Source organism: Salinigranum rubrum (assembly GCF_002906575.1).
In the GTDB taxonomy this organism is placed as follows: Archaea; Halobacteriota; Halobacteria; order Halobacteriales; family Haloferacaceae; genus Salinigranum; species Salinigranum rubrum.
In genome coordinates this window covers 4,163,264-4,185,951 of sequence record NZ_CP026309.1, presented here as the reverse complement: position 1 = coordinate 4,185,951, position 22,688 = coordinate 4,163,264, and the positions used below count along the sequence as shown (strand labels likewise).

General features: G+C 67.5%; 20 protein-coding genes, 1 tRNA gene and 2 pseudogenes. 13 read left to right on the top strand and 10 right to left on the bottom strand.

The features are described 5' to 3' along the window. Positions 1–170: 170 nt before the first annotated feature. The gene (locus tag C2R22_RS20710; protein WP_103427456.1) at positions 171–797 is read right to left on the bottom strand and encodes a hypothetical protein; all 627 of its coding nucleotides are present in this window, start codon (positions 795–797) and stop codon (positions 171–173) included. A 267-nt stretch (positions 798–1,064) separates the two neighbouring features. On the opposite strand from C2R22_RS20710, the pseudogene C2R22_RS27690 reads away from it, so the two are divergent. The 5 genes and pseudogenes from C2R22_RS27690 to C2R22_RS20690 all read left to right on the top strand — a co-directional run. Beyond that, positions 1,065–1,490, top strand: a pseudogene (locus C2R22_RS27690) (DUF7344 domain-containing protein); the annotation flags it as partial. 68 nt (positions 1,491–1,558) lie between these two features. After that, a complete protein-coding gene (locus tag C2R22_RS20705; RefSeq protein ID WP_103427455.1) occupies positions 1,559–1,777 on the top strand; it encodes a hypothetical protein in 219 nt (72 codons plus the stop codon). Continuing rightward, entirely contained in the window at positions 1,774–2,436 is a 663-nt protein-coding gene (locus tag C2R22_RS20700; protein ID WP_103427454.1) for a COG1361 family protein, read from the top strand. Before C2R22_RS20705 ends, C2R22_RS20700 begins: the two co-directional genes overlap by 4 nt. Before the next feature lie 134 nt (positions 2,437–2,570). Further along, positions 2,571–3,074, top strand: coding sequence for an amino acid-binding protein (locus tag C2R22_RS20695; RefSeq protein ID WP_103427453.1), 504 nt, complete (start codon positions 2,571–2,573; stop codon positions 3,072–3,074). A gap of 583 nt (positions 3,075–3,657) precedes the next feature. Continuing rightward, a complete protein-coding gene (locus tag C2R22_RS20690; RefSeq protein WP_103427452.1) occupies positions 3,658–4,296 on the top strand; it encodes an IMPACT family protein in 639 nt (212 codons plus the stop codon). A 26-nt stretch (positions 4,297–4,322) separates the two neighbouring features. Here C2R22_RS20690 and C2R22_RS20685 read toward each other — a convergent pair whose 3' ends face one another. From C2R22_RS20685 to C2R22_RS20675, 3 genes are read right to left on the bottom strand one after another with little or no spacing between them, the layout of a single operon-like run. Then, entirely contained in the window at positions 4,323–7,184 is a 2,862-nt protein-coding gene (locus C2R22_RS20685; RefSeq protein WP_103427451.1) for a TRAP transporter permease, read from the bottom strand. Continuing rightward, positions 7,181–7,687, bottom strand: coding sequence for a DUF1850 domain-containing protein (locus tag C2R22_RS20680; RefSeq protein ID WP_103427450.1), 507 nt, complete (start codon positions 7,685–7,687; stop codon positions 7,181–7,183). The genes C2R22_RS20685 and C2R22_RS20680 overlap by 4 nt, the downstream gene beginning before the upstream one ends. 57 nt (positions 7,688–7,744) lie before the next feature. After that, positions 7,745–8,824, bottom strand: a complete 1,080-nt coding sequence (locus tag C2R22_RS20675; protein ID WP_103427449.1) for a TAXI family TRAP transporter solute-binding subunit — start codon at positions 8,822–8,824, stop codon at positions 7,745–7,747. Between the two features lie 172 nt (positions 8,825–8,996). Here C2R22_RS20675 and C2R22_RS20670 point away from each other — a divergent pair, with 172 nt between their 5' ends. Then, on the top strand, positions 8,997–11,162 hold the full coding sequence (locus C2R22_RS20670; protein ID WP_103427448.1) for a S9 family peptidase: 2,166 nt from the start codon (positions 8,997–8,999) through the stop codon (positions 11,160–11,162). Between the two features lie 3 nt (positions 11,163–11,165). Here C2R22_RS20670 and C2R22_RS20665 read toward each other — a convergent pair whose 3' ends face one another. Next, the gene (locus C2R22_RS20665; protein ID WP_103427447.1) at positions 11,166–11,414 is read right to left on the bottom strand and encodes a DUF7569 family protein; all 249 of its coding nucleotides are present in this window, start codon (positions 11,412–11,414) and stop codon (positions 11,166–11,168) included. Between the two features lie 203 nt (positions 11,415–11,617). On the opposite strand from C2R22_RS20665, the gene C2R22_RS20660 reads away from it, so the two are divergent. The 4 genes from C2R22_RS20660 to C2R22_RS20645 all read left to right on the top strand — a co-directional run bounded on the left by C2R22_RS20660 (position 11,618) and on the right by C2R22_RS20645 (position 15,365). Further along, positions 11,618–14,110, top strand: coding sequence for an ATP-dependent DNA helicase (locus C2R22_RS20660; protein ID WP_103427446.1), 2,493 nt, complete (start codon positions 11,618–11,620; stop codon positions 14,108–14,110). Next, on the top strand, positions 14,107–14,610 hold the full coding sequence (cgi121, locus tag C2R22_RS20655; RefSeq protein ID WP_103427445.1) for a KEOPS complex subunit Cgi121: 504 nt from the start codon (positions 14,107–14,109) through the stop codon (positions 14,608–14,610). The genes C2R22_RS20660 and cgi121 overlap by 4 nt, the downstream gene beginning before the upstream one ends. Before the next feature lie 98 nt (positions 14,611–14,708). Further along, the gene (locus C2R22_RS20650; RefSeq protein WP_103427444.1) at positions 14,709–15,140 is read left to right on the top strand and encodes a hypothetical protein; all 432 of its coding nucleotides are present in this window, start codon (positions 14,709–14,711) and stop codon (positions 15,138–15,140) included. Positions 15,141–15,182: 42 nt separating this feature from the next. Further along, a complete protein-coding gene (locus C2R22_RS20645) occupies positions 15,183–15,365 on the top strand; it encodes a hypothetical protein (RefSeq protein ID WP_103427443.1) in 183 nt (60 codons plus the stop codon). 425 nt (positions 15,366–15,790) lie between these two features. Here C2R22_RS20645 and C2R22_RS20640 read toward each other — a convergent pair. Then, positions 15,791–15,863: transfer RNA gene (locus C2R22_RS20640), tRNA-Gln, on the bottom strand. Positions 15,864–16,004: 141 nt separating this feature from the next. Here C2R22_RS20640 and C2R22_RS20635 point away from each other — a divergent pair. Beyond that, entirely contained in the window at positions 16,005–16,583 is a 579-nt protein-coding gene (locus C2R22_RS20635) for an IMP cyclohydrolase (RefSeq protein ID WP_103427442.1), read from the top strand. A gap of 126 nt (positions 16,584–16,709) precedes the next feature. Further along, a pseudogene (locus C2R22_RS20630) lies at positions 16,710–17,368 on the top strand (metallophosphoesterase family protein). A gap of 46 nt (positions 17,369–17,414) precedes the next feature. On the opposite strand, the gene C2R22_RS20625 reads toward C2R22_RS20630, so the two are convergent. The 4 genes from C2R22_RS20625 to C2R22_RS20610 all read right to left on the bottom strand — a co-directional run bounded on the left by C2R22_RS20625 (position 17,415) and on the right by C2R22_RS20610 (position 21,628). Next, on the bottom strand, positions 17,415–18,599 hold the full coding sequence (locus C2R22_RS20625) for an aspartate kinase (RefSeq protein WP_103427441.1): 1,185 nt from the start codon (positions 18,597–18,599) through the stop codon (positions 17,415–17,417). 194 nt (positions 18,600–18,793) lie between these two features. Further along, positions 18,794–19,207 (bottom strand): CBS domain-containing protein, encoded by a 414-nt coding sequence (locus C2R22_RS20620; RefSeq protein WP_103427440.1) that lies wholly within the window; start codon positions 19,205–19,207, stop codon positions 18,794–18,796. A 90-nt stretch (positions 19,208–19,297) separates the two neighbouring features. Next, positions 19,298–20,359, bottom strand: a complete 1,062-nt coding sequence (locus C2R22_RS20615; RefSeq protein WP_103427439.1) for a zinc-dependent alcohol dehydrogenase family protein — start codon at positions 20,357–20,359, stop codon at positions 19,298–19,300. Positions 20,360–20,455: 96 nt separating this feature from the next. Further along, positions 20,456–21,628, bottom strand: coding sequence for an NAD(P)/FAD-dependent oxidoreductase (locus C2R22_RS20610; RefSeq protein WP_162562587.1), 1,173 nt, complete (start codon positions 21,626–21,628; stop codon positions 20,456–20,458). A 97-nt stretch (positions 21,629–21,725) separates the two neighbouring features. Between C2R22_RS20610 and C2R22_RS20605 the strand changes: the two genes are divergently transcribed. Further along, positions 21,726–22,685 (top strand): ornithine cyclodeaminase family protein, encoded by a 960-nt coding sequence (locus C2R22_RS20605; RefSeq protein WP_103427437.1) that lies wholly within the window; start codon positions 21,726–21,728, stop codon positions 22,683–22,685. Positions 22,686–22,688 lie beyond the last annotated feature (3 nt).

Here is a 22,688-nt window from a genome sequence, read left to right as displayed (position 1 = left end):
TATTAAATTAATTAGTTGTTGGTGTGGCCGAACAAAACACTCTGGCGTCTGTGAGGTAGGTGTGCTACCTATGACTGGTTCAGTATTCGAGCTTTGAATAAAATCGAGTCCACTCTTGGTTTCACGTTTCCAAGGTGGAACCAATTTCACCAGAGATCTCAGTCATCCTGTTACCGGTTGTAGCCCTGTGCGTAGAGTCCCAGCTCGTTGGGTATTGCTGCTGGATACGTCTTGACGTCCGAGAGCGTGGAGGAGTCGCTCAGATAGAATTCTAAGTGAATGTATGCGTCCTCTCCTTCACCAAGTTCCAGAAGAGCGCTTGACGTCCCGTAAGTCTCGTCACCGAGTGGATTCGGTGAACCGGTCATCACGGTCATTTCCCCGTAACCGGGTGAGTTCTCGTCGACCATTTCATCGGTGTAGTACACCGTTAACGGGTCGACGCCGTCTCCGTCGGTCGTACTCGTATCCAGTCCAGTGATAACGACGTTTATGCTATCAGTTGCGTTGTTGACAATTCTGAAGACGTTCTGGAATAGGGTGTTTGCCTCGTCGTTTAACCCGTTCCCGTTTTGTCCGTTCGACCCGTCGAACTGCAGTTCCATCAGGCCGTCCGAGTTGATACTTGCGTACTGACTGATTGTCGGGTCAAGACCGAGATACGCTTGTCGGTCGCCGGCGATGTTGACTGACAGTGTACGACTCGCGCTCACAATCGAGAACGCACCAGTGCCACCAATCGCTGCCCCGCCGGCAGCGAGCGATCCGAGCGCCGCGAGATACTTGCGTCGTTGCATAGTATTGGGTTCCTTTTTCACACCATCGGCCGATCATCACAGCGGCCCGGCCGACGGTGCACACGTCTCCCGTGTGTAGCTACCTTCATGGTAATTCGTTGCACTGTCACGCCGACATTTCTCCACAGTCACCTGTATACCCGAACTATGTCGGTCCACAAACATTCCCATGTCGGGCTGAACCTTCCGTTAAAATCAGCTAAACCGCTGGTTATAGCCCCAATTCTCGAATTTAGCTCCCTTTCGAATCGTCTCTAATTCTTAGAAATGAAATTACAGAAAGAATTATATTTCCACCCTACTGTCACACCATGGGAGCAAAACGTGGGGACGCAAACCGACGTCACGGGGGGGCACAGCACGACGGCCAACACGGTTCAGCAGACGGAGAGCCAGGAGGATGTGGATAAATCGAACACGACTGACCAGGACGACACCACGCGAATCACGGACGCAGACGTCTTCGAGGTGTTGAGCAACCGGCGCAGGCGGTACGCGCTGCACTACCTCATGCAGCGACCCGGCGAGCAGGTGGCGATGGGCGACCTCTCGACGCAGGTCGCCGCGTGGGAGGAGGGCGTCGACCCGGAGGCGGTGACGTACGACCAGCGGAAGTCCGTTCACACATCGTTGTACCAGTATCACGCGCCCAAACTCGACAAGACCGGGCTGGTCGAGTACGACTCCCGCGGCGGCGTCGTCACCCTCACCGACGCGGGGTCGGACGTCGACCTCTACCTCGAAGCCGTTCGGGGAGGGAGATGCCGTGGGCGTCGTACTTCCTCTTGCTCTCGGTGTTCTCGGCGGCGTTCGTCGGCGCGGCGGTACTGCCGATTCCCCCGCTTGCGGGGCTGCCGACGGCCGCCTGCGCCGGCTTCGTCGTCTCGGTTTTCCTCGTCTCGTCGCTCGTCTTCGCGTACGACACCCGCACGGCGATGCGGTTCGGTTCCGTCGGCCCGCCGCCGGGGGTGGAGGAGTGAACCGACGCCACCTCCTCTTCGTCGCACTCGTGGCCGTCGGCCTCTCGTCGGTGACGGGCGTCGGGAGCGTGAGTTCCGTCAGTGCCGACCGCGACATCTCTGTCGCCGTGGCCGACGACAGCGAGGCGTATCTCGGTATCGAGTTCGGCGCGGTCGAAAACGGGACGGCGACCCTCACGGTCACGAACCGAATCTCGACGGAGGCGCTCGACGTCACTGTCGAGGACGGCGACACGACGGAGTTGCAGACGCTCGGCCCCGGTGAATTCGCCGCGTTCGACGTCGCGTGTGGCGAGGAGGCACACGTCTCGGCCGTCGGACCGACCACCGAAATCGACGCGACGCGCTCGGTCGCCTGCGAACACTCCGGTGACGGGGACTCGTCGGACGGCCCGACGAACAACGGCCAGTGTAGCAACAGCGGTGTCCACGGGAAGAGCGGCGAGAGCGGTCACTGCGGCCGTGACTCGAACGAGGGTGATCGAGGCGAGAATCACGGAGACGGCAACGGGGACGAAGACGACCGATGGAGGGACAGAGACGAGCAGGGCGACCCCGAAGACCACAACCACGACGAGGACGGCGACCGGAGCGAGCACGAGAGGGACGAAAACGGAGACCAGAACGACCGCGACGGAGACGACGGCGACGACCACTGACCGCCGCCGCGTCTGTTTCACTGCGTCGACGTTCGACGGAACGCCGGCGGAGCGTGCGCCCCTCACACGATAGCGGAACTGCTCATCGGGTCACAGAAAACGACTAAACGGCCCGCTGTCGTACATCAGCGTAGATGTTCGACGAGATCATGCAGAAGTTCGAGGGGAGCCCGAGCCAGCAGGCGGTTATTCGACTCCTGCTCGAACGGGGGTTCTCCGTGAACGACGACGGTCGGGTCGTCTCGGGCGGCATCGAGATCCCCAACACGGGTATCGCGCGCGAGATCGGCGTCGACCGCCGCGTCGTCGACTCGACGACCGACGCCATCCTCGCGGATCCCCAGCTTCGGCGAATCTTCCAGAACATCTCGTCGATTCCGAGCCTGATGGACCTCGCGCCCGTCCTCGACCTCACCGTTCTCACCGTCGAGGTGGACGACGCCGACGCGCCGGGCATCGTCGCGCAGGTCACGACGCTCATCGCCGACCGCGACATCTCCATCCGCCAGACCGTCAGCGAGGACCCCGAGTTCACCGACGACCCGAAGCTGTATCTCGTCACCGACGGCGACATCCCCGGGGACCTGTTGACCGAACTGTCCGACCTGGCGTTCGTGCGGCGCGTGAGCATCGCGTAATCGGTGACGCACTCGACCTCACAAGCCCACAAGGCACTTTCCGACCCGAGTATCGGTCCTCGTATGCCGAGCGCCTCGACACGACCGAACTCGCTCGTCCGACTGGTCGTGGTGACGCTCCGGGGCGGGGCAGCACTCCTCTTCGCTCTGGGTCTCTCTGTGGGTGTCTGGGGCGTCACCGGAACCGGGGAACTGGCTCCGGCCTTCGTCGTTGGGACGTTCTGGCACCTCGTCTTCGCCGCTTCGTCGAACGCAGAACGGCCGGGAACCCGTCCTGATCGGGGACTCGTACGCTGTTCTGGTTTTTCCTTCCGGTATTCGGATCGGTGTCGGGACGGCCTTCGGACGGCCAGTCTTTCGGAGGCAGGCGAGCGGTCTCTAGAGCGGTGAAACCACAGCCCTCCCCAGCCGACTGTGCTCCTCACCGCTCACGTTCGTTCGCGGCTGCGGTGCTCGTCCCTCGCGTGTCGGTCCGGCACGGAGGCCGGACCCGTCACGCCACCGTGCGCCCTGCGGTTTTCCGTCCCCGTTCTCTCTCGTCGTCGCCATCCTTTTGTCCGCCCCCCGGCGACGAAGAGCCGAGATGACCGCAGGCGACGCCGACGAAGCCCGGGACACCTACCGCACCGTCGCCGGTCCCGGCCGGGCCGAGTTCGAGGTGCGCGGCTCGGAGTTCATCGGCTACGTCTCGCCCGCGGAGACGGTCGCCGACGCGGAGGCCTTCATCGAGACGGTCGAATCGGAACACCCCGACGCGACCCACAACGTCCCGGCCTACCGCGTGCCGACGGACCCTTCGAAAGTCGACGTCATGCTGCGAGAGTGGTGTTCGGACGACGGCGAACCGGCGGGCTCCTCGGGAAAACCGGCGCTGAACGTCCTCGTCCAGCGCGACCTTCGGAACCTGGTCGCGGTGGTCACGCGCTACTACGGCGGGACGAACCTGGGAGTGGGTGGGTTGGCCCGGGCGTACTCCCGCGCCGTGAAAGAGGCCGTCGACGATGCCGGCGTCGTCGAGGAACGCCCACACGAGCGGTTCTCGGCCGTCGTCGCGTACGACGACTCCGGAACCGTCCGGGGCATCCTCGAATCCGCGGGTGTCGAGTTCGACGCCGACTACGACGAGCGGGTCTCCTTCTCGGTTCGGGTGCCCGTCGAGGAGGCGGCCGAACTCAGAGACCGCCTCAGGAGTGCGACGAGCGGCCGGGTCGAACTGTCGTAGAACGCGAGGGGAAACGGAAACAGGGCTCAGTCGGTCGCCTCGGCGCGCCCGGCGGGTCGTGGCGGCTGCTTCTCGCTCGCCGCGCGGTTCTTCAGCGTGAGCGCGCCGAACAGCACCGCACCGGCGGCCCGAAGGCCGAGGTCGACGACGAGCGGTTCGCCCACGTTCCCGACGATGCCGACGAACGAGAGGATGTCGGTCGCGGCGTTGAGCACGAGCAGCGGCGCCATGAGCAGGAAGGCGCTGACGACGAACAGCGCCCGTTCGGTCCGGCCGACGGGCGAGTAGAAGTAGCCGATGACGGTCGCCCCGAGCGCGACGACGCCGACGAACACCCCGATGATGGGGATGACCACCTCGGGGAGGAAGTACGTCACCTCCGTGACGTCGGCGAAGTTCAGCACCCGGAAGTCCTCGTTCTGCCCGCGCAGGAGCAGGATGCCCGGCGTGAGCGCGAACGCGAAGGGGACGATGGCCTTGTTGAGCGACAGCGAGAACGCCTTCGTTCCCGTCCTGAACGGGTCGGATTTGGCCACCCCCGACGCGGCGTAGGCGGCCACCGCCACGGGAGGTGTGATGTCGGCGATGACGCCGAAGTAGAGGATGAACAGGTGCGCCGCGAGCAGCGGAATGTTCGACGACTGCGCGATTGCGGGTCCGAGCAGCGAGACGAGGATGATGTACGTCACCGTCGTCGGCATCCCCATCCCGAGGATGATGGAGGCGATGGCCGTAAAGAGGAGCAAGAGGACGATAGAGCCGCCCGCGACGGCCTTGATGAGCGCCGTCAGGTTCGGTCCTAACCCGGTCGCGCTCACGACGCCGGGGATGATGCCGGCGGCGGCGACGGCGACCACGACTTCGGTCGAGGTGCGCGCCCCCGAATCCATCGACTTCCCGATGAACGTGACGTAGCGGAAGGGGCGCGTCTCGGCGAGACGCGGCCGCGAGATACCCTCGGCGAGGCGTTCGCTCGCGGTGTCGACGGCGTCGTCGAAGTTCAGAAGCGGCGACTCGCCCCGCGGCCGGAGGAGCATGAAGACGAGACTCACGAGGACGATGATGGTCCCCAGCGTGCCGCCGGCGGCGAAGAGCGCCTCGACGAACGTCCGGGACTCGCCGCTCGCGCCCGTGAGCAGGCCGACGATGCCGACGCCGCTCGTGAGGAACGCGCCGAGTTCGGCGAGGAACAGCACGGCGATGGTCGCGACGAGGGGGACGCGCGTCCGTTCGTTGTAGGCGGCGACGAACGCGATGAGCGCCATGATGGCGACGAGCGTGAACCACGCCGACCGCGCGACGGTGAGGCGTTCGACGAGGAGGTAGTACAGCAGCAAGACGAGGGGAACGAGGTAGAACCACCCTCTCGACAGGTGGCTCTTGATGTCGACGACGTCGTCCCGAGAGAGGCCGCCGATGCCCGCTCTGGACGCCTCCAGGTGGACCATCACCCAGACGCCGAAGAAGAACACGATGGCGGGGATGGTCGCGGCGATGATGATGTCCGAGAAGGGGACGCCGATGAACTCGATCATCAGGAACGCCGCGGCACCCATCACCGGCGGGAGGATCTGTCCGCCCGAAGAGGCGCTCGCCTCAACCGCGCCCGCGAACTCCGGTCGGTAGCCGGAGCGTTTCATGAGCGGGATGGTAAAGGCGCCCGTCGTCACCGTGTTGGCGATGGACGACCCCGAGATGGTTCCCATGAAGCCCGAGGCGAGGATGCTCGCCTTCGCCGGGCCGCCCTTTCTGGTTCCCGTCGCGGAGTACGCGAGTTCGATGAACCACTGACCGGCGCCGGACATCTCCAGAAAGGCACCGAACAGGATGAAGATGTAGATGAACTGCACGGAGACGGTGACCGGAATCCCGAACACCCCGTTCTCGGTGTTGTACCAGAGGTTCTGGACGATGTTCGCCCAACTCCCCTCCGGGATGGAGAGGACGCCGATGAGCGGCGTGTCGGGCGTGATGATGAAGCCCCAGCGGGCGTAGACGATGAACGACGCGACGATGAGCATGAGGTAGAGGCCGAGCGCGCGTCGGGTCGCTTCGAGCACCAGGAGGGTCCCGACCGCTCCGAGGAAGAAGGCGTACGAGACGCCGGTGAACGGAACCGCACCCAGCACGGCGGCGACGGGGCCCGAGAGGACCCCGAGCGGACCGACGAACAGTCCGGCGACGTACTCGGCGATAGTGCGTCCGGAGTCGAGACCCAGCACCCGGAGCTGTTGGATTTCGCTGAACTCGGTGACCATGTAGACGGCGGTGAGCGTCGCCAGCACGATGCAGACGACGTCGACGGGCGTCACACGGTCGCGTTCGTCGTCGACGACCAACCAGCGCACGCCGCGTCGGAGTCCCTTCGCGGCGTTCGTCAGCGGATGCGAGGTGCCGGCCCGTTCTTCGAGCGCGGGCACGACCCGCGACAGTCGGGTCGCGACCCTCCCGCCTCCGTCGGTCGGGGGAAAGAGCAGGAATGCGAGGACGAGCGCGAACGCGACGTGGATGGCGTTCACCTGCAACAGTTGCAGGGCGGCGAGTCTGACCTCGCCCACAAAGGGAAGGGAGACCTCGAAGATGAACCCGCGGGCGGCGAGCCAGATCTGAAAGAGCGAGAAGACGATGCCGATGGCGGAGACGGCGACCGCGGCCCCGGCCGACAGGGTCCGCTTCCGCTCGATCCCTTCGAGGATCTCTTCGGCTTCGGCGTCGCTCAGTTCGTCGCCCGCGCCGTCGACATCCTCGTCGGTGTCGGCGTTCGGGTCCGAGCCCCCTTCGGGTTCTCTCGGATCGGTCCGGTCATCGGTGCCTCCGTCGGTCCTGCGGACGGCGTCTCCGTCGTCGGGACCGTCTCGTGCTGGTCGTTCCGGGTCTGAATCTGTCATGGTCGTGTCATCGAGCGTGCGAGGTCAATGAGGGTTCGTTCCGTGATATAGATGCGCACGGACTCCGCGTCCGAGAGCGCGACGAGGTCGTACGTCTCCTCGCCGACGTGGAGTTCGTGGCCGGCGATGCGGCCGGGCTTCACGTACAGTTCGTCGTAGGAGCCCTCGGGGTCGAAGACGAACGACCCGTTCTCCTGGGTGACGTTCACTCGCGCCGGGAGGCCCCAGCCGTACGACTGGAACTCCATGCGCGTCATCACGAGTTCGCCGTCGCGCACGGCGTACGCGTCGAGCACGCGAGTCTTCTCGACGCTGTGGGTGTACTCGAGCGCGACGGTCGTGTTCTCCTCGACGGGCACGCGAAGGAGTTCTTCGCCGGTGTCGGCCGTCTCGACGACGAGCGCCTGCCCGGCCGGGAGCGACGCGGCCGCGGCACCGCTGACCGCGAGCAGCGTCGCTACGACGACGGCGGCCAGAGCGAGCAGTCTGCGTCGGTCGTCCATCGTGTCAAAGAACGTCGAGTGTCCGTCCCCGATCGTCCGCGTGGTCGCTTCCGCTCCTCAGCCGAAGTACGCCTGCGCGCCGGGGTGTAAGTCGATGGACATGCCGTCCTGTGCGGACTCCGCGGAGATGAAGTCCGTCTTGATGGTGAGCGAGTCGGTGTTGTCGAAGATGGCCGCGGTGACCGTCTGGACGATGTCCTCGGGCTGTTCGGCGTTCGTCGCGATCATCGCCTGCACGGCGACGGTCGGGGCGGCCTCTTCGAGCCCGTACGTGCCGGACGGCACCTCGTCGTCCGCGTAGAACGGCGCGGCGTCCTTGACGGCCTGCCGAGCGTCGCCCTCGATGGGGACGATGCGGACGTCCTCGGTCGCGGCGAGTTCCTCGATGGCACCGACCGGGTAGCCGCCGACGACGAACGCGGCGTCGATGTCGCCGTTCTTCAGTTGGTCGGACGCCTGCGAGAAGCCGGTGTTCTGCTCGGTGAAGTCGGAGATACCGAGCGCTTCGAGGATCTGGTTCGCGTTCACCTGCGTCCCGGAGCCGAGGTCGCCGGTGTTGATGGTCGCGCCCGAGAGGTCGGAAGGCGTTTCCACGCCCGTGTCGGCGAGCGTCACGATGTGGATGGTCTCGGGGTAGAGGGTGGCGACGCCGCGGAGGCTGTCGACGGCGTTACCCTGGAACGCCTCTATCCCACTGCCGTTGGCCGCGAAGTACGCGACGTCGTTCTGGATGAGCGCGAAGTCGGCGTCGCCGCTCGCGAGCGACCCGACGTTCTCGACGGAGGCGCCGGTCGACTGGACCTGCACCGTGATGCCGTCGGTGTTGGACTCGATGACGTCCTTGAACTCGTTCGAGAGCGGGAAGTACGTCCCACCGGTGCCGCCCGCGTGCCACGAGAGACGCGTGCTGCCCGACCCGGAGCCCCCGGAGTCGCCGGAGCCGCTGTCGCCACCGGAATCGCCCGAACCGCTGTCGCCGGAGCCGCTATCGCCACCGGACCCACCGGAACCGCTGTCGCCCGAACCGCTGTCTCCACCGGACCCGCCGCCGCCGCCGGAACAACCGGCGAGGCCGGCGAGGGCTGCCGTTCCTGTCGCTGCGAGGAAACTGCGTCGGTCGAACTTCTTCTGGACCATACCCAAAAGGGGTGGCGGGAGATATATATGGTTACCCATGTTTGTATCTGAGTATCGTTATATACACATGATAATATTAGATATTGTGAATTAATCTTCATTTTTCAACTGTGCGTCGAGCCCGGAGTTTCACCATCAGAACGTTCTTTCGTCCGCCTGCCGAGACGCTCGCATGCACCTCTCGGCTGTGGACTACCTCGACCTCACCCGGGTCGACTCGCCGGCCGTTTCCCCCGACGGGGCGACCGTCGCGTACGTCTCTCACCGACCGCGCGACGACGAGACGACCGAGTCGAGCGTCTCCGTCGTCGACCGCGCCGGTGGCGACCCGCGCCGGTTCACCGCCCGGGAGGGCGTCGACGCCGGGCCGGCCTTCTCCCCGTCGGGCGACCGCCTCGCGTTCACCAGCACGCGCGGCGACGACGACCGCGTGCAGTTGTGGGTCGTCCCGACCGACGGCGGCGAGGCCCGGCAGGTCACGACCGTCCCCGGCGGCGTCCGAAACCCGCGCTGGTCGCCCGACGGCACTCGTCTCGCGTTCGTGAGCGAGTCCACACAGGAGGAACGCGACCGCGGCGTCGACTGCGACGCGACCGACTACGAGCGTTCCACGCCCGACCCTCGCGTCGTCGACCGCCTCGTCTACCGGCGGGCGGCCGCGTACCTCGACGGGACACGCCGACACGTCTACCTCGTCGACGTCGGTTCGGGCGACGACGGCGTTCGGGAGACCCTTGGCGCGGTCACCCGACTCACCGACGGCGACCGCGACCACGCCTCACCGACCTGGGGCGACGACGGGACGCTCTACTACGCCGTCTCCCGCCGACGCGACGGCGGCGACCCCAACGACGCCATCGAGTTCGAACTGGTCGCACACGACGTCTCGCGCGCGGACGGAGTTGGCGCGGTCGACCGCGAGGCCGGACCCGGACACGACGATTCGGTCCGACACGTAGCCTGGGGTGAGTCGTGGACGCCTGCGCTCGCGGCGACCGACGACGGCCGCGTGGCGTACCTCGACACCCCGACCGACGACGGCCCCCCGGTTCACGCCGACGTGGTCGTCGTCGCGTGCGGGACCGGCGAGGAAACCGTCCTCACCGCCGACCTCGACCGAACCGTCCTCCCCGACCGGGGGTTCTCGTGGGGCCCCGCATTCGAGTCGTTCTACGCCGTGACCCCCGACGAGGGCGACTTCGTCGTCCGGCGGTTCCGTGCCGCCGAGGACGAGACGGCCGACTCGGCTGGGTCGGATGAGTCGCCCGGACCGGTCGAACACGCAGTCGTCGTCGGGGACGGAGCGGTCGACGGCCTCGCCGTCGGCTCCGACTTCGTCGCCGTCACGAAGAGCGCCAGCGACCACCCGGGCGACGTCTTCGTCGTCGACGCCGCCGACGGGAGCGAACAGCGGCTCACGACCGTGAACGCCGACTTCCTCTCCGACCGGACGCTCGCCACCCCGGAGGAGGTGTGGTTCGAGTCCGAGGCGGGTCCGGTGCAGGGCTGGCTCGTGCTCCCGCCCGAGGGCGTGCGCCCGGGTCCGGACGGGGCTGAGCAGGTCCCGCTCGTCGTCGAAATCCACGGCGGGCCGCACGCGATGTGGACCACGTCGGGGAGCATGTGGCACGAGTTCCAGACGCTCGCGGCGCGGGGGTACGCGGTGTTCTGGTGCAACCCCCGGGGCTCTCTCGGCTACGGCGAGACGTTCACGACCGCCATCCAGCGCGACTGGGGTGCCGTCACGGCCCGGGACGTCCTCGCCGGCGTCGACACCGTGTGCGCCCGCGACGAGATAGACGAGTCACACCTCTTTCTCACCGGCGGGAGCTTCGGCGGCTACATGACCGCGTGGCTCGTCGGGCACGACGACCGGTTCCGCGCCGCCGTCGCCCAGCGCGGCGTCTACGACCTCACCTCCTTTTACGGCTCTTCGGACGCGTTCAAACTCGTCGAGTGGGATTTCGAGACCACTCCCTCCGAGGACGCGGCGTTCCTCTGGGAGCACTCGCCCGCCTCGGTGGCCCATGAGGTGACGACCCCGACGCTCGTCCTCCACGCCACCGAGGACTTCCGCGTCCCGGTGAACAACGCCGAACTCCTCTACCTCCTGTTGAAGAAGGGCGGGGTCGACACGAGGCTGGTGCGGTACCCCCGCGAGGGGCACGAACTCTCGCGGTCGGGCGAACCCGGCCACGTCGTCGACCGACTCGAACGCATCGCCCGCTGGTTCGACGGCTACTCCGATTACCACGACGCCCCGCGCGCGCTGGACCGCGGCGACGAGGGCCTGACTGGAAGTCTGATGGACGACCACGACGGAGACGAACGCGAGTGACGCTCAGTCGACGATTATTTCGGAGTCCTCCGTGTCCCCCTCTCCGGTCGACATCCGGCGGTCGTAGCGGTCGACCCACGCGGCGAAGCAGTCCGGACAGAGCCGGTGGCTGTGTATCTCGCTTCCGTCGACCGTCACCTGTACGCGGCGCGTGAGTGCCTCGGCGACGGACTCCCCGCAGTCCTCGCACGGGACCTCCGGGCGCCCCCCGTCGGGGCGGTGGCGGTCGTTCCCGCCGGGCGCGTCTTCCATGGATTCGACTCTTCGGCAGAGGTCTTAGGTGTGGTGCTGGCGTCCGGTGTGCCGAGCGTTTCGGTCGTCCTCACCGGCATCGACGAACTCTCGACGGGACCGACGAGTCGGTCGCGGAACCGACTGCGACCGCTCTGACTCCGTACGCGGTTCGTGGCTCGACCCGAAACTTAAAACCGGAGACGGAACCAAGCGAGCGACAGATGAACCCCGCCGACGTCCCCGGCCTGCCCGAGGGGGTCGCAGACCGCCTCCTGAGCGAGGGTATCGAGGAGTTGTACCCGCCGCAGGCCGAGGCGGTCGACGCGGGCGTCACCACCGGCGAGAGCGTCGTCGCGTCGGTGCCGACCGCGTCGGGAAAAACGCTCGTCGCCGAACTCGCGATGCTCTCTGCGGTCAAGCGAGGCGGGAAGGCGCTCTACATCGTCCCCCTGCGCGCGCTCGCCTCCGAGAAGAAGAGCGAGTTCGAGCGCTGGGAGGAACTCGGATTCACGGTGGGAGTGTCCACCGGGAACTACGAGTCCAGCGGCGAGTGGCTCGCCTCCCGCGACATCATCGTCGCCACCTCGGAGAAGGTCGACTCCCTCGTTCGAAACGACGCGCCGTGGATCGACCAACTCACCTGTGTGGTCGCCGACGAGGTCCACCTCGTCGACGACCGCAATCGGGGGCCGACACTGGAGGTGACCCTCGCGAAACTCCGGCGGATAAACCCAGGTCTGCAGGTGGTCGCGCTCTCGGCGACGGTCGGCAACGCCGACGAGATAGCCGCGTGGCTCGACGCCGCGCTCGTCGACTCCGACTGGCGCCCCATCGACCTCCGGACGGGTGTCCACTACGGCAACGCCATCACGTTCGCCGACGGCTCACAGCGGGAGGTAAAAGTCGAAGGAAAGCGACAGACACCGGCGCTCGTCGACGACGCGCTCGCGGGCGACGCCGACCACGGACAGGGCTCGTCGCTGGTGTTCGTCAACTCCCGACGGAACGCCGAGGCGGCGGCCAAGCGACTGGGCGACGTGACCTCGAACCACCTCACGGGCGAGGAGCGAGGGGAGTTGAACGACCTCGCCGACGAGATAGAAGGCGTCTCGGACACGGAGACGTCGCGGGACCTCGCCCGCGCGGTCAGGAAGGGCGCGGCGTTTCACCACGCGGGGCTGGCGGCCGAGCATCGCGCGCTCGTCGAGGACGCCTTCCGCGCGCGTCTCGTCAAGTGCGTCTGTGCCACGCCCACGCTCGCCGCGGGCGTCAACACGCCCTCCCGTCGAGTCATCGTCCGCGACTGGCAGCGGTACGACGGCGAGTTCGGCGGGATGAAGCCGCTGGACGTGCTCGAAGTCCACCAGATGATGGGGCGGGCGGGCCGCCCCGGCCTCGACCCCTACGGCGAAGCCGTGTTGCTGGCGAAGGACTACGACACGCGCGACGAACTGTTCGAGCGGTACGTCTGGGCCGAACCCGAGGCCGTCCGGTCGAAACTCGCCGCCGAACCCGCCCTCCGAACCCACCTCCTCGCCACCATCGCGTCGGGCTTTGCCCACACCCGCTCGGGGCTCCTCGACTTCCTCGACCGGACGCTCTACGCGACCCAGACCGACGACCCCGACTACCTGGCGGGGAAGGCCGACACGGTGCTCGACTACTTGGAACGGAACGACTTCCTCACGCGCGAGCGCGAGGACGGCGACGTGCGGCTGAAGGCGACGGGGCTGGGCCACACCGTCTCCCGACTCTACCTCGACCCGATGAGCGCCGCCGAAATCGTCGACGGTCTGGCGTGGGCCGACGAGAACGAGCGCGAGATGCGCCGGAGGCTCGACGGGTCGGCGTCGACAGCAGAGGCGGCGGGGGCGAGCGAGCGGGAGGAACCGAGCGGTTTCCGGACGGCGAGCGAGATGGTCGCCGACACCGACAGCGGCGACGGGGACGGCGACGAGGGTGAGGGTGACGGGGAGGCGTACGAAAGCGACCGGACGTACCCCACGCCGCTCGGCCTCTACCACCTCGTCTCGCGCACCCCCGACATGTACGAACTCTACTTGAAATCGGGGGACCGAGAGCGGTACACCGAGGAGTGTTACGAACGGGAAGCCGAACTCCTGGGGCGGACGCCGTCGGAGTACAGCGACACGCAGTTCGAGTCGTGGCTCTCCGCATTGAAAACGGCCCGCCTCCTCGAAGACTGGGCGAACGAGGTCGACGAGGACCGCATCACCGACAGATACGGCGTCGGCCCGGGCGACATCCGTGGGAAGGTCGAGACGGCGACGTGGCTGCTCGGCGCGACCGAACGCATCGCCGGCGACCGGGGCTTCGACGCCGTCGCGGTGCGCGAGGCGAAGAAACGCGTCGAGCACGGCGTCCGCGACGAACTGCTCGACCTCGCCGGGGTTCGAAACGTCGGGCGGAAGCGTGCGCGGCGGCTGTACGAAGCCGGTATCGAGACCCGCGCGGACCTGCGCGAGGCGGACAAGCCGGTCGTGCTCGGCGCGCTGCGCGGCCGGCGGAAGACCGCAGAATCGATTCTGGAGAACGTCGGGCGCCAGGACCCGTCGATGGACGACGTCGCGGCCGACGAGTCGACGCGGGAGGCAGTCGACGAGGGGGGCGAGTCGGGACCGAAGTCGGCGTCGGGGGCCGGCGGAGAACGCGAGGCGGAGAGCGACCAGGCGAGCCTGGGTGATTTCGGGTGAGACTCGTCGAAGGGAGCGTGGATATCGACGACGTCGACGCGTTCGTCGAGCGACTGAGCGGAATCGGCGAGTCCCACGGCGTGACCGTCCAGGCGTTCGACGCGCGGTACGTCGTCTCGCGCGCGCACCTCGAACGGGCCGTCGAACTCGCCGACCGCGCGTTCGAACGCGGGGAGAACGTCGCCCGCGACCGCGGCGTCGAGATACTCCTCTACGCGGCCGGCCGCCGACAGATCGACCGGGCGCTCACCCTCGGCGTCTCGCCGGGCACCCAGCCAGTCGTCGTGCTCGTCGACTCCGACGCCGGTGACGAGGCGGCAGAGCGGGAAGCGGCCGGTTCCGTCGAGGAGGGACTGGCCCCGGAGGAGACGCTCGGGACGTTCGACGAGGAGCGGGTCAGAACGTACTTCGACGTGAGCGACCGGGAACTCGACGCCGTCGCGGGCACGCTGGAGGACGTCGTCCTCGAACGCGTGGCGCTGCTCGACGTCGAGAAGTGAGGAACCCCTTCGTTTCGTCTGCAGATTCGTATGTGTCTCCCGTTCGATGGTTTCGTCGGACCGACACGTTCTGGTCGATAGAGCGCCTCTGTAGGGTTATGAACCTTCGAACGCTGTGGTCGGCCGTCGCGCGATGGACGCCGTGGGTGTTCGTCGCCCCGCGGCGATACGTCGGGAGGGGGACGAAGTGGGGGACGTTCGACTTCGAGTCGTGGACCGAGCGGTACGAGTGGCGCGAGGACGAGTGGAACGGCTGGTTCGACGTCGCGCGGACCCCGGGCGAGACGGTCGAGGCCGAAACCGGCGACTGCGAGGACTACGCGCTCGTCGCGGCGTCGTGGGCGCTCGCTCGGGGACGGACGCCGGTCGGACTGGGCTTTTGCTTCACGTCGCGGCTGCCGGTGCCGAGACACGCCATCGCGTACGACCGCGACCGGGTGTACTCGAGCGGCGAGGTGCGCGAGGAGAGCGTCGACGCTTTTCTCGACCGGACGGAGTACACGTGGGCGCTCCGGCGGCGGTTAGCGTGAGCGCCGCGGAACATTCAACCGACTGACGAGCCAAGGGTGGGTATGTACCGAGTCCTGTTCCCCGAAGGACAGCTCGAGTGTGCGCACTACGAGCGAACCGAGTACGGCGCCGACCTCTACGACGAGGACGACGAGATGGTGGCGTTCATCCCCTACTCGAACCTCCACGCGATCATCGACGAGGCGGGGTTCGACGACGACGAGACCGAGCCCTCCGTGATCTGACCGGACCACTTCGTCCACGCTGTGGGGTCGGGTTCGGTGAGCCAACGGGACGTCAGGACCGACTACTCCGCGAACCGGACGGCGCAGGTTACCACGTCCCGGGTCAGTTGCCCCGCCTGCGACGTCATTATCTCGTCGAGGGCGGGGGCCCGCGGACGCTCGCAGAAGCGAGTGTATTACTAACCTTGTCGGAGCCGGGATACTGGAGCAGTGTTCCGAAGCCTCGTTCGGCTACTGCGGATTCTCTCGCTGGAAGGACCGGGGGCTGTGGTCGCTGCGGTGACCCGCTACGGGCGGAACAGACGGTACGGGACGCACGGGGTACCGACGACTTCCGGGACACGAACGCGGAGGCGCTGCTCCGACGGCGCTGTCCGTCAGACGCGATGGTGAACACTCCGGAGACGGAGACGAACGAGGAGAAGTAGTCCCACCAGGATTCGAACCTGGGTCGTTGCCCCCAGAAGGCAACAGGATTGGCCACTACCCCATGGGACTGCACTCGTGACGACGAGACAGCGAAACAAAACGCTGTCGCTTCATTTCGGGGGTGGAATCCGCTCACACGGAGCGGGAGAGAGAACAGGAGAACGTGCATACATCGTCACCTACTTCACCCCGAGATGGCCACTGTCGTGCATGTACATCGGGAGGTTCGTCGTCGTCGGGCCCGGACTCGGAGCGTATCGCGTCTCGTCGCGGTCGTTCCCGAACCGCCGCATCGTCGACAGAGCGGGGACGCTCACGGTCGGTCCCACCGACGCGGCCGAGGAGACGGACAACCCGTACGTCTCGTACAACTGTCTCCGTCCCGCGGGAGACGGCGTCGTCCTCGGCAACGGCTCGCACGTCGACCCGGTCGCCGAGAAGGTCGACATGGGGTATCCGGCGCGCGACGCGCTCGCGCTCGCACTCTTGGCGCTCGACTTCGAGAAGGACGACTACGACACGCCCCGGGTCGCCGGCGTCGTCACCGCCGAGACCGCGTTCGTCGGCACCGTCCGACGCGACGCGCTCTTGGTCGAGGAAGTCGACGAGCCGACGCTCGTCGCGACGTACGAGGAGGACTCGCCGCGGGCGTTCGAGTTCGGGTCGACGACCGCCGACGCCGCCGCCCGGGAGGCGTACGACCTCGACTTCGAACACCCGGTCTGCGCGGCGGCCGCCCGGGTGACCGAAGACGGGGTCGAGACGGCCATCGAGAACGGCGAGGAGTGATACGGCCCGTCGTGAGTCGGTCCCGGCTGTCGCCGCCCCCGGGCGGCGACGACCGAGACACCGTCACGACGGACCGGACGACCAGTCGGCCGACAGTATAAACGGCCGGCGCGTCTCCCCCCGTACATGCGCCTCGGACTCATCTCGGATATCCACGGGAATCGGGTCGCACTGGACGCCGTCTTGGATCAGATGCCCCCCGTCGACCACCTCGTCTGTGCCGGCGACGTCGTCGGCTACAACCCCTGGCCCGCCGAGTGCGTCGCCACGATTCGCGACCGAGCGGTCCCGACGGTGAGGGGGAACCACGACCGCGCGGTCGCTTCTGACACCGGCTTCGCGTTCAACAGCATGGCGCAGGCGGGCGTCGAATACGCCCGCGACCACCTCGACGAGGACGCCCTCGCGTGGCTCGGGGGCTACCCGACGAGCGGACGCTCCTCGACGGCCGCGTCAAAGTCGTCCACGGTCACCCCGACGACCCCGACCGCTACACCTACCCGGCCGACTTCGCGCCGGGGATGCTCGACGGCGAGGAACTGCTCGTGATGGGACACACGCACGTCCAGCACCACGCCGTCTTCTCGGAGGGGATGCTCGTCAACCCCGGGAGCGTCGGGCAACCGCGCGACGGCGACCCCGACGCGGCCTACGCTATCGTCGACCTGGACGAGAGAGAAGTCACCGAACACCGGGTGTCGTACGACATCGACCGGGTCGCGGCGGCCATCGACGAGGCGGGGCTTCCCGCACGACTGGGACAGCGGCTGTACGAGGGTCGGTAACGGGACGGCCGCCCGAGTCGAAACGGGGGAAACGCGACCGACGGACTCAGCCCTGGAACTCTTCTTGGATGATGCGGAGCGTGTCCTCGCGGTCGCCCCAGGCGACGAAGATGGCGACGGAGGTGGCAGAGGTGATGAGGTCGTGGATGTTGATGCCGCCGTCGGAGATGGGCTGGACGATGTCGAGGATGATGCCCGGGCGATTGGGGAGTTCGCCGCCCGTGACGCGGATGACGGCGATGTCGTCATCAACCGTGACCGAGGAGAGCGTCTCGTCGGAGACGACCCGCTCGTGGAGGACCGTCTCGGCGAGTTCGGCGTCGTCCTCTCTCACGTAGAAGGTGATGGAGTCCATCCCGCTGGCGACGGAGTCGATGTTGACCTCGGCCTCGCGGAGCGCCTGGGCGAGTTCGGCGAGGATACCGGGACGGTTCCGGATGGCGCGCCCGGCGATGGTGATGCACGCCAGCGGGCCGTCCTCCATGTCGATGAGGTTCTGGAACTCGCCCTCGATGAGCGTGCCTCCCGTCAGCAGGTCGCCGTGCTGGTAGTGGACGACGCGGACGTTGAGGCCGGCGTCCTTGTACGACAGCGCCGAGGGCGCGACGACTTCGGCCCCGCGGAACGAGAGGTTCCGGAGTTCGTCGACGGTGATGCGCCCGACGTTTCTCGCCCCCTCGACGACGTGGGGGTCGCCCGTCATGACGCCCTCGACGTCGGTGACGATGACGACCTCGTCGGCGTCCATGTACTTGCCCATCATCACGGCGGTCGTGTCGGAGCCACCCCGCCCCAGGGTGGTGACGGTGCCGTCGAGCGTCTGTGCGAGGAAGCCCGTGATGACCGGCACGACGTCGTCGAGTTCGGCGGCGAGTTTCCCCGCGCGCTTCGTCGTCTCCTCGACGTCGACCTCGCCGTACTCGTCGGTGACGACGGGCCAGTCGTCGCTGCCGGGTTCGAGGAACTTCGCCTTCACACCTCGGGAAGAGAGCGCGGCCTTCAGCATCCGCACGGAGGTGCGCTCGCCCATCGAGACGATCTCCGCCTTGTCGCGGTCGTCGGCGTCGAACTTGATCTCGTCGAGGAGGTCGTCCGTCGTCGACCCCATGGCGCTCGCCACGACGGCGATCTCGTGACCCTGCTCGACGGCCCCCGCGATGGAGTCCGCGGCCCGGTTGATACGGTCACCGCTCCCGAGGGAGGTCCCCCCGAACTTCGCGACTACGCGCACGGTCGGGCCTCCGTCGCTCGCTGCATCGCGCCGTTGGAAACAGGCTTCTCAGACATGCCGGCGACTAACACAGGGGCCGGTATAACTGTGTCCAAATCGGTGGCTGCCGTGCTGACCGGGGCGTACTGCGTCGGCGCGGAGGCACCCCGTGACGGTCGATACCGGTGCGAGAGACGGACGGACAGCAGCCCGTCTCAGGGTGATTCGGCCTCGACGATGGAGGCGAGGTGTTCCAGTTCGACGGAGAGGAGGCGGACGAGGTCGTCGAGGGTGACGATGCCGACGATGACGCCGTTGTCGTCGACGATGGGCACGCGGCGGACGCTCTCGACGTCCATCCGCTCCACGAGTTCGAGGAGGCCGGCGTCGTGCGGCATCGTCAGCGGCTCGGACGCCATCACGTCCGCGGCGGTGAGCGTCGTCGGGTCGGCTTCACGAGCCAGCGTCAGCGCCACGTCGCGGTCGGTGACGATTCCCACGACCCGGTTCTCCTCGGTGATGACGACGCTTCCGACCCCCTTCTCGTCCATCGTGTTCGCCAGCATCGGAACGCTGGCGTCCGGTCCTGCGGTCTCGACCCCTCTGATGGCGACGTCTTTCAGCGTCATGGTCCACCGGGGAGTCGACGGGCTGACGCCATAGCTTCGGACGGTCGTTCCCGGAAGCCGAGAAGGGAGCCGAAAGCGGAGAGAAGGGAGTCAGAACCGGTCGATGACCGGAATGCCCACGGTTTCGAAGTCGGTCATGGCGGCGAGCTTATCCGAGACGTCGTCGAGCGACACCGTCTCGGAGATGACGCCGCTCGGGTCGAGCTTACCAGTGGCGACCATCTCGAATATCTCGTCGTACCGCGTCGGCGGCATGCCGAGCGAGCCGATGAACTCGATCTCCCGCATCACCATGAGGTCGGTCGGCAGCGAGACCGCGCCCTGTTCGTCCTGCGTCGTGAGGCCGATCTGGACGTGTTGGCCGCGCGTGCCGAGGCTCATCACGGAGTTGGTGCAGGTCTGGGCGATGCCGAGCGCGTCGACGGAGACGTCGGCCCCGCCGTCGGTGATACCCATGACCTCCCGTGGGACGTCCTCGACCTCGCTCGCGTTGACCGTCTCGAACGCGCCGAGGTCACGCGCCTTCGCCAGTTTCTCCTCTTGGAGGTCGACCGCGACGACGTTCCCACCTAGGGCGTCGGCGATGTGAACGGCCGAGAGACCGACGCCGCCGCAGCCGTGGACGACGACCCAGTCGCCCGCATCGACGGAAGCCCGATGGGCGAGCGCGTGAAACGAGGTCATGAACCGACAGCCCAGCCCGGCCATGTCGGTGGACGAGACGCCGTCCGGGAGGTGGACGAGGTTGTAGTCCGCGGCGGGAACCCGGACCTCCTCGGCGAACGCGCCCTGTGCCGGCTCGACGAAACCGAGCGGCATGACGCTCTCGCAGGTGTTGCCGTGTCCGTTCCGGCACTGGTGACAGCTTCCGTCGCCGAGGTTGAACGGGATGGCGACGTGGTCGCCCTCGCTGATGGTCTCGACGTCGTCGCCGACAGAGAGGACCCGTCCCGCGGGTTCGTGTCCGAGAATCTGTCCCGCCTCGGGTTTGAGCCCCAGCCACTCCCAGTCGCCCTGCCAGCCGTGCCAGTCGCTCCGGCAGATGCCACAGGCTTCGACCGCCACCACCGCGCTTGCGCCGTCTGCCGAGGGAGCGTCGACGTCTCTGATGTCGAGCGGTTCGCCGTACGCGTCGAGTACTGCTGCACGCATAGCCTGGTTATGTTAACAATCGATCAGCATAAATCCGTGCGTCCGCGCGATCGGAGGCGGACGTGTTCACGAGCGAACGCGACTGGACGCGAAGAATCAGGCGACGTTGCGCTCCTCTTCGCCTTCGCCGCGGTCGAACCGCGCACGCGAGAGCGGGGAGACGTCGAGGAGCGACGCCGCGCCGTCGACGCAGAGTTCGGACACCAGTTGCCCCGTCGCGGGCGAGTGCTGGAAGCCGTGGCCGGAGAACCCGCCGGCCGTGACGACGCCGGGGCGTGAGACTTCCACGATGGGATGGTGGTCGGGCGTGACGGCGTACAGGCCGGCCCACCCGCGGACGATACCGGTCTCGGGACCGAAGTACCGCGCCGTCTCCGCGGCACGTTCGACCGCCTCGACCGCCCAGTCGAGGTCCATCCCCGTGTCGTAGCCGTCGGGGTCGACGTCGGGGTCCTCTGCCGAGAAGTGGCCGCCGACGAGCGCCTGTCCCTCCCGCTCGGGGCGGAAGTACGACCCCGTGTCGAGGTCGATGGTGAGGGGGACCGATTCGGGAACCGGCGTTTCGGGCGCGGCGACGGCGACCTGGCGGCGTCGCGGGGCGATAGGCAGGTCGACGCCCGCGAGCGACCCGACCCGCCGCGCCCACGCGCCGGCGGCGTTGACGAACACGTCGGCGTCGAGGGACTCGTCGGGCGTCTCGACGGTGACGGTAGCCGTCACGGCGTCGCCCGTCTCCTCGACGTCGACGCCGGTCACGGGCGTCTTCGTCCGGACGTCGGCACCCGCGTCGCTGGCGGCCTGTGAGAAGCCCTGTAGCGCGAGGTGTGGGTCGGCGAAGCCGTCCGTGGGGGAGTACGTCGCCCCGACGAACTCCTCCGCTCGTAGTTCGGGACAGTGCTCGCGTGCCTCCGCGGGCGAGAGGTACTCGCTCGGGACGCCGCGGTCGTTCTGCATCGCGACCTGCTCGCGGAACCCCTCGGCGGTTTCCTCGGAGCGGGCGAGGAAGAGATAGCCCGACCGACGGTGGGCGATGTCGACGCCGAAGCGCTCCTCGAAGGCGTCCCACACCTCCATCGAGACGAGAGAAAGTTCGACGTTCACGGGCGTGGAGAACTGCGCGCGGATGCCGCCGGCGGAGCGGTCGGTGTTGCCGCTGCCGAGCGACCCCGCTTCGCAGACGGTCACCTCCACACCGCGACGGGCCAGATAGTAGGCGGCGGCGAGGCCGATGACCCCACCGCCGCAGACGACGACGTGCACGGGCCGTATCGACGGGCGGAGGGTATGAAGATTGTGTGCCCCGCGGCCGGGGTGAAGACGAGGCGGCGGGAGAAACGTTCACCATCCGCCCGCGAGACCACGAGGTATGCGCGTTCTCTCCGACAGCGACCTCACACAGGTGCTCTCGCTTTCCGACCTCCTCCCGGTCGTCGAGGAGGCGTTCGTGAAACAGGGCCGCGGCGAGGTCGAACGCCCGCCGCGCCCGCACTTTCCCATCAGCGAGGGCGAGACGACCGGAACGGCCCTCGTGATGCCCGCCGCGATTCACGGCGCGTCGACGTTCACGACGAAGGTGGCGACGGTCCACCCGTCGAACCCCGAACGCGGGTTCCCCACGGTTCGCGCACAGGTCCACGTCACCGACGCGGCGACGGGCGAGACGCGCGCGACGATGGACGGCAGTCGACTCACGAACGCCCGGACGGGCTGTATCGGCGGTCTCGCCGCGCGGGAACTCGCTTCTGGACGCGCTGTCGACCTCGCCGTCGTCGGCGCCGGCGCACAGGCGCGCTGGCAGACGCGCGCCATCGCGGCCGCGACCGAAATCGAGCGCGTCCGCGTCTACTCGCCGACGCCCGACTCCCGAACCCAGTGCGCGGCCGACCTCCGGACGGAGGGACTCGACGCCGAGGCGGTCGACACTCCCTCGAAAGCGGTCGAGGACGCCACCGTGGTCGTGACGGCGACGACGGCCACCGAACCCGTCTTCTCGGGGGCGGACCTCGCGCCCGGCACCCTCGTCGTCGCCGTCGGCGCCTACTCCGCCGAGATGTGCGAACTCGACGCGACGACGGTCGACCGGGCGGCCCGGGTGTTCGCCGACGTGCCGGAAGAGGTGGTCGAGACCGGCGACATCGCGGGCCGCCTCTCGGTCGAAGAGCTGATACCGCTCTCGGAGGTGTTCGAGGGCCGTGCGGGCAGAGAGTCGAAGGAGGAGATACTCGTCGTCGACAGCGTCGGGAGCGCGGTGCTCGACGCGGCCGCCGCCGAACACGTGTTAGAACGGGCCGAAGCGCAGGCGGTCGGAACGGTCGTCGAGGGGTGACGA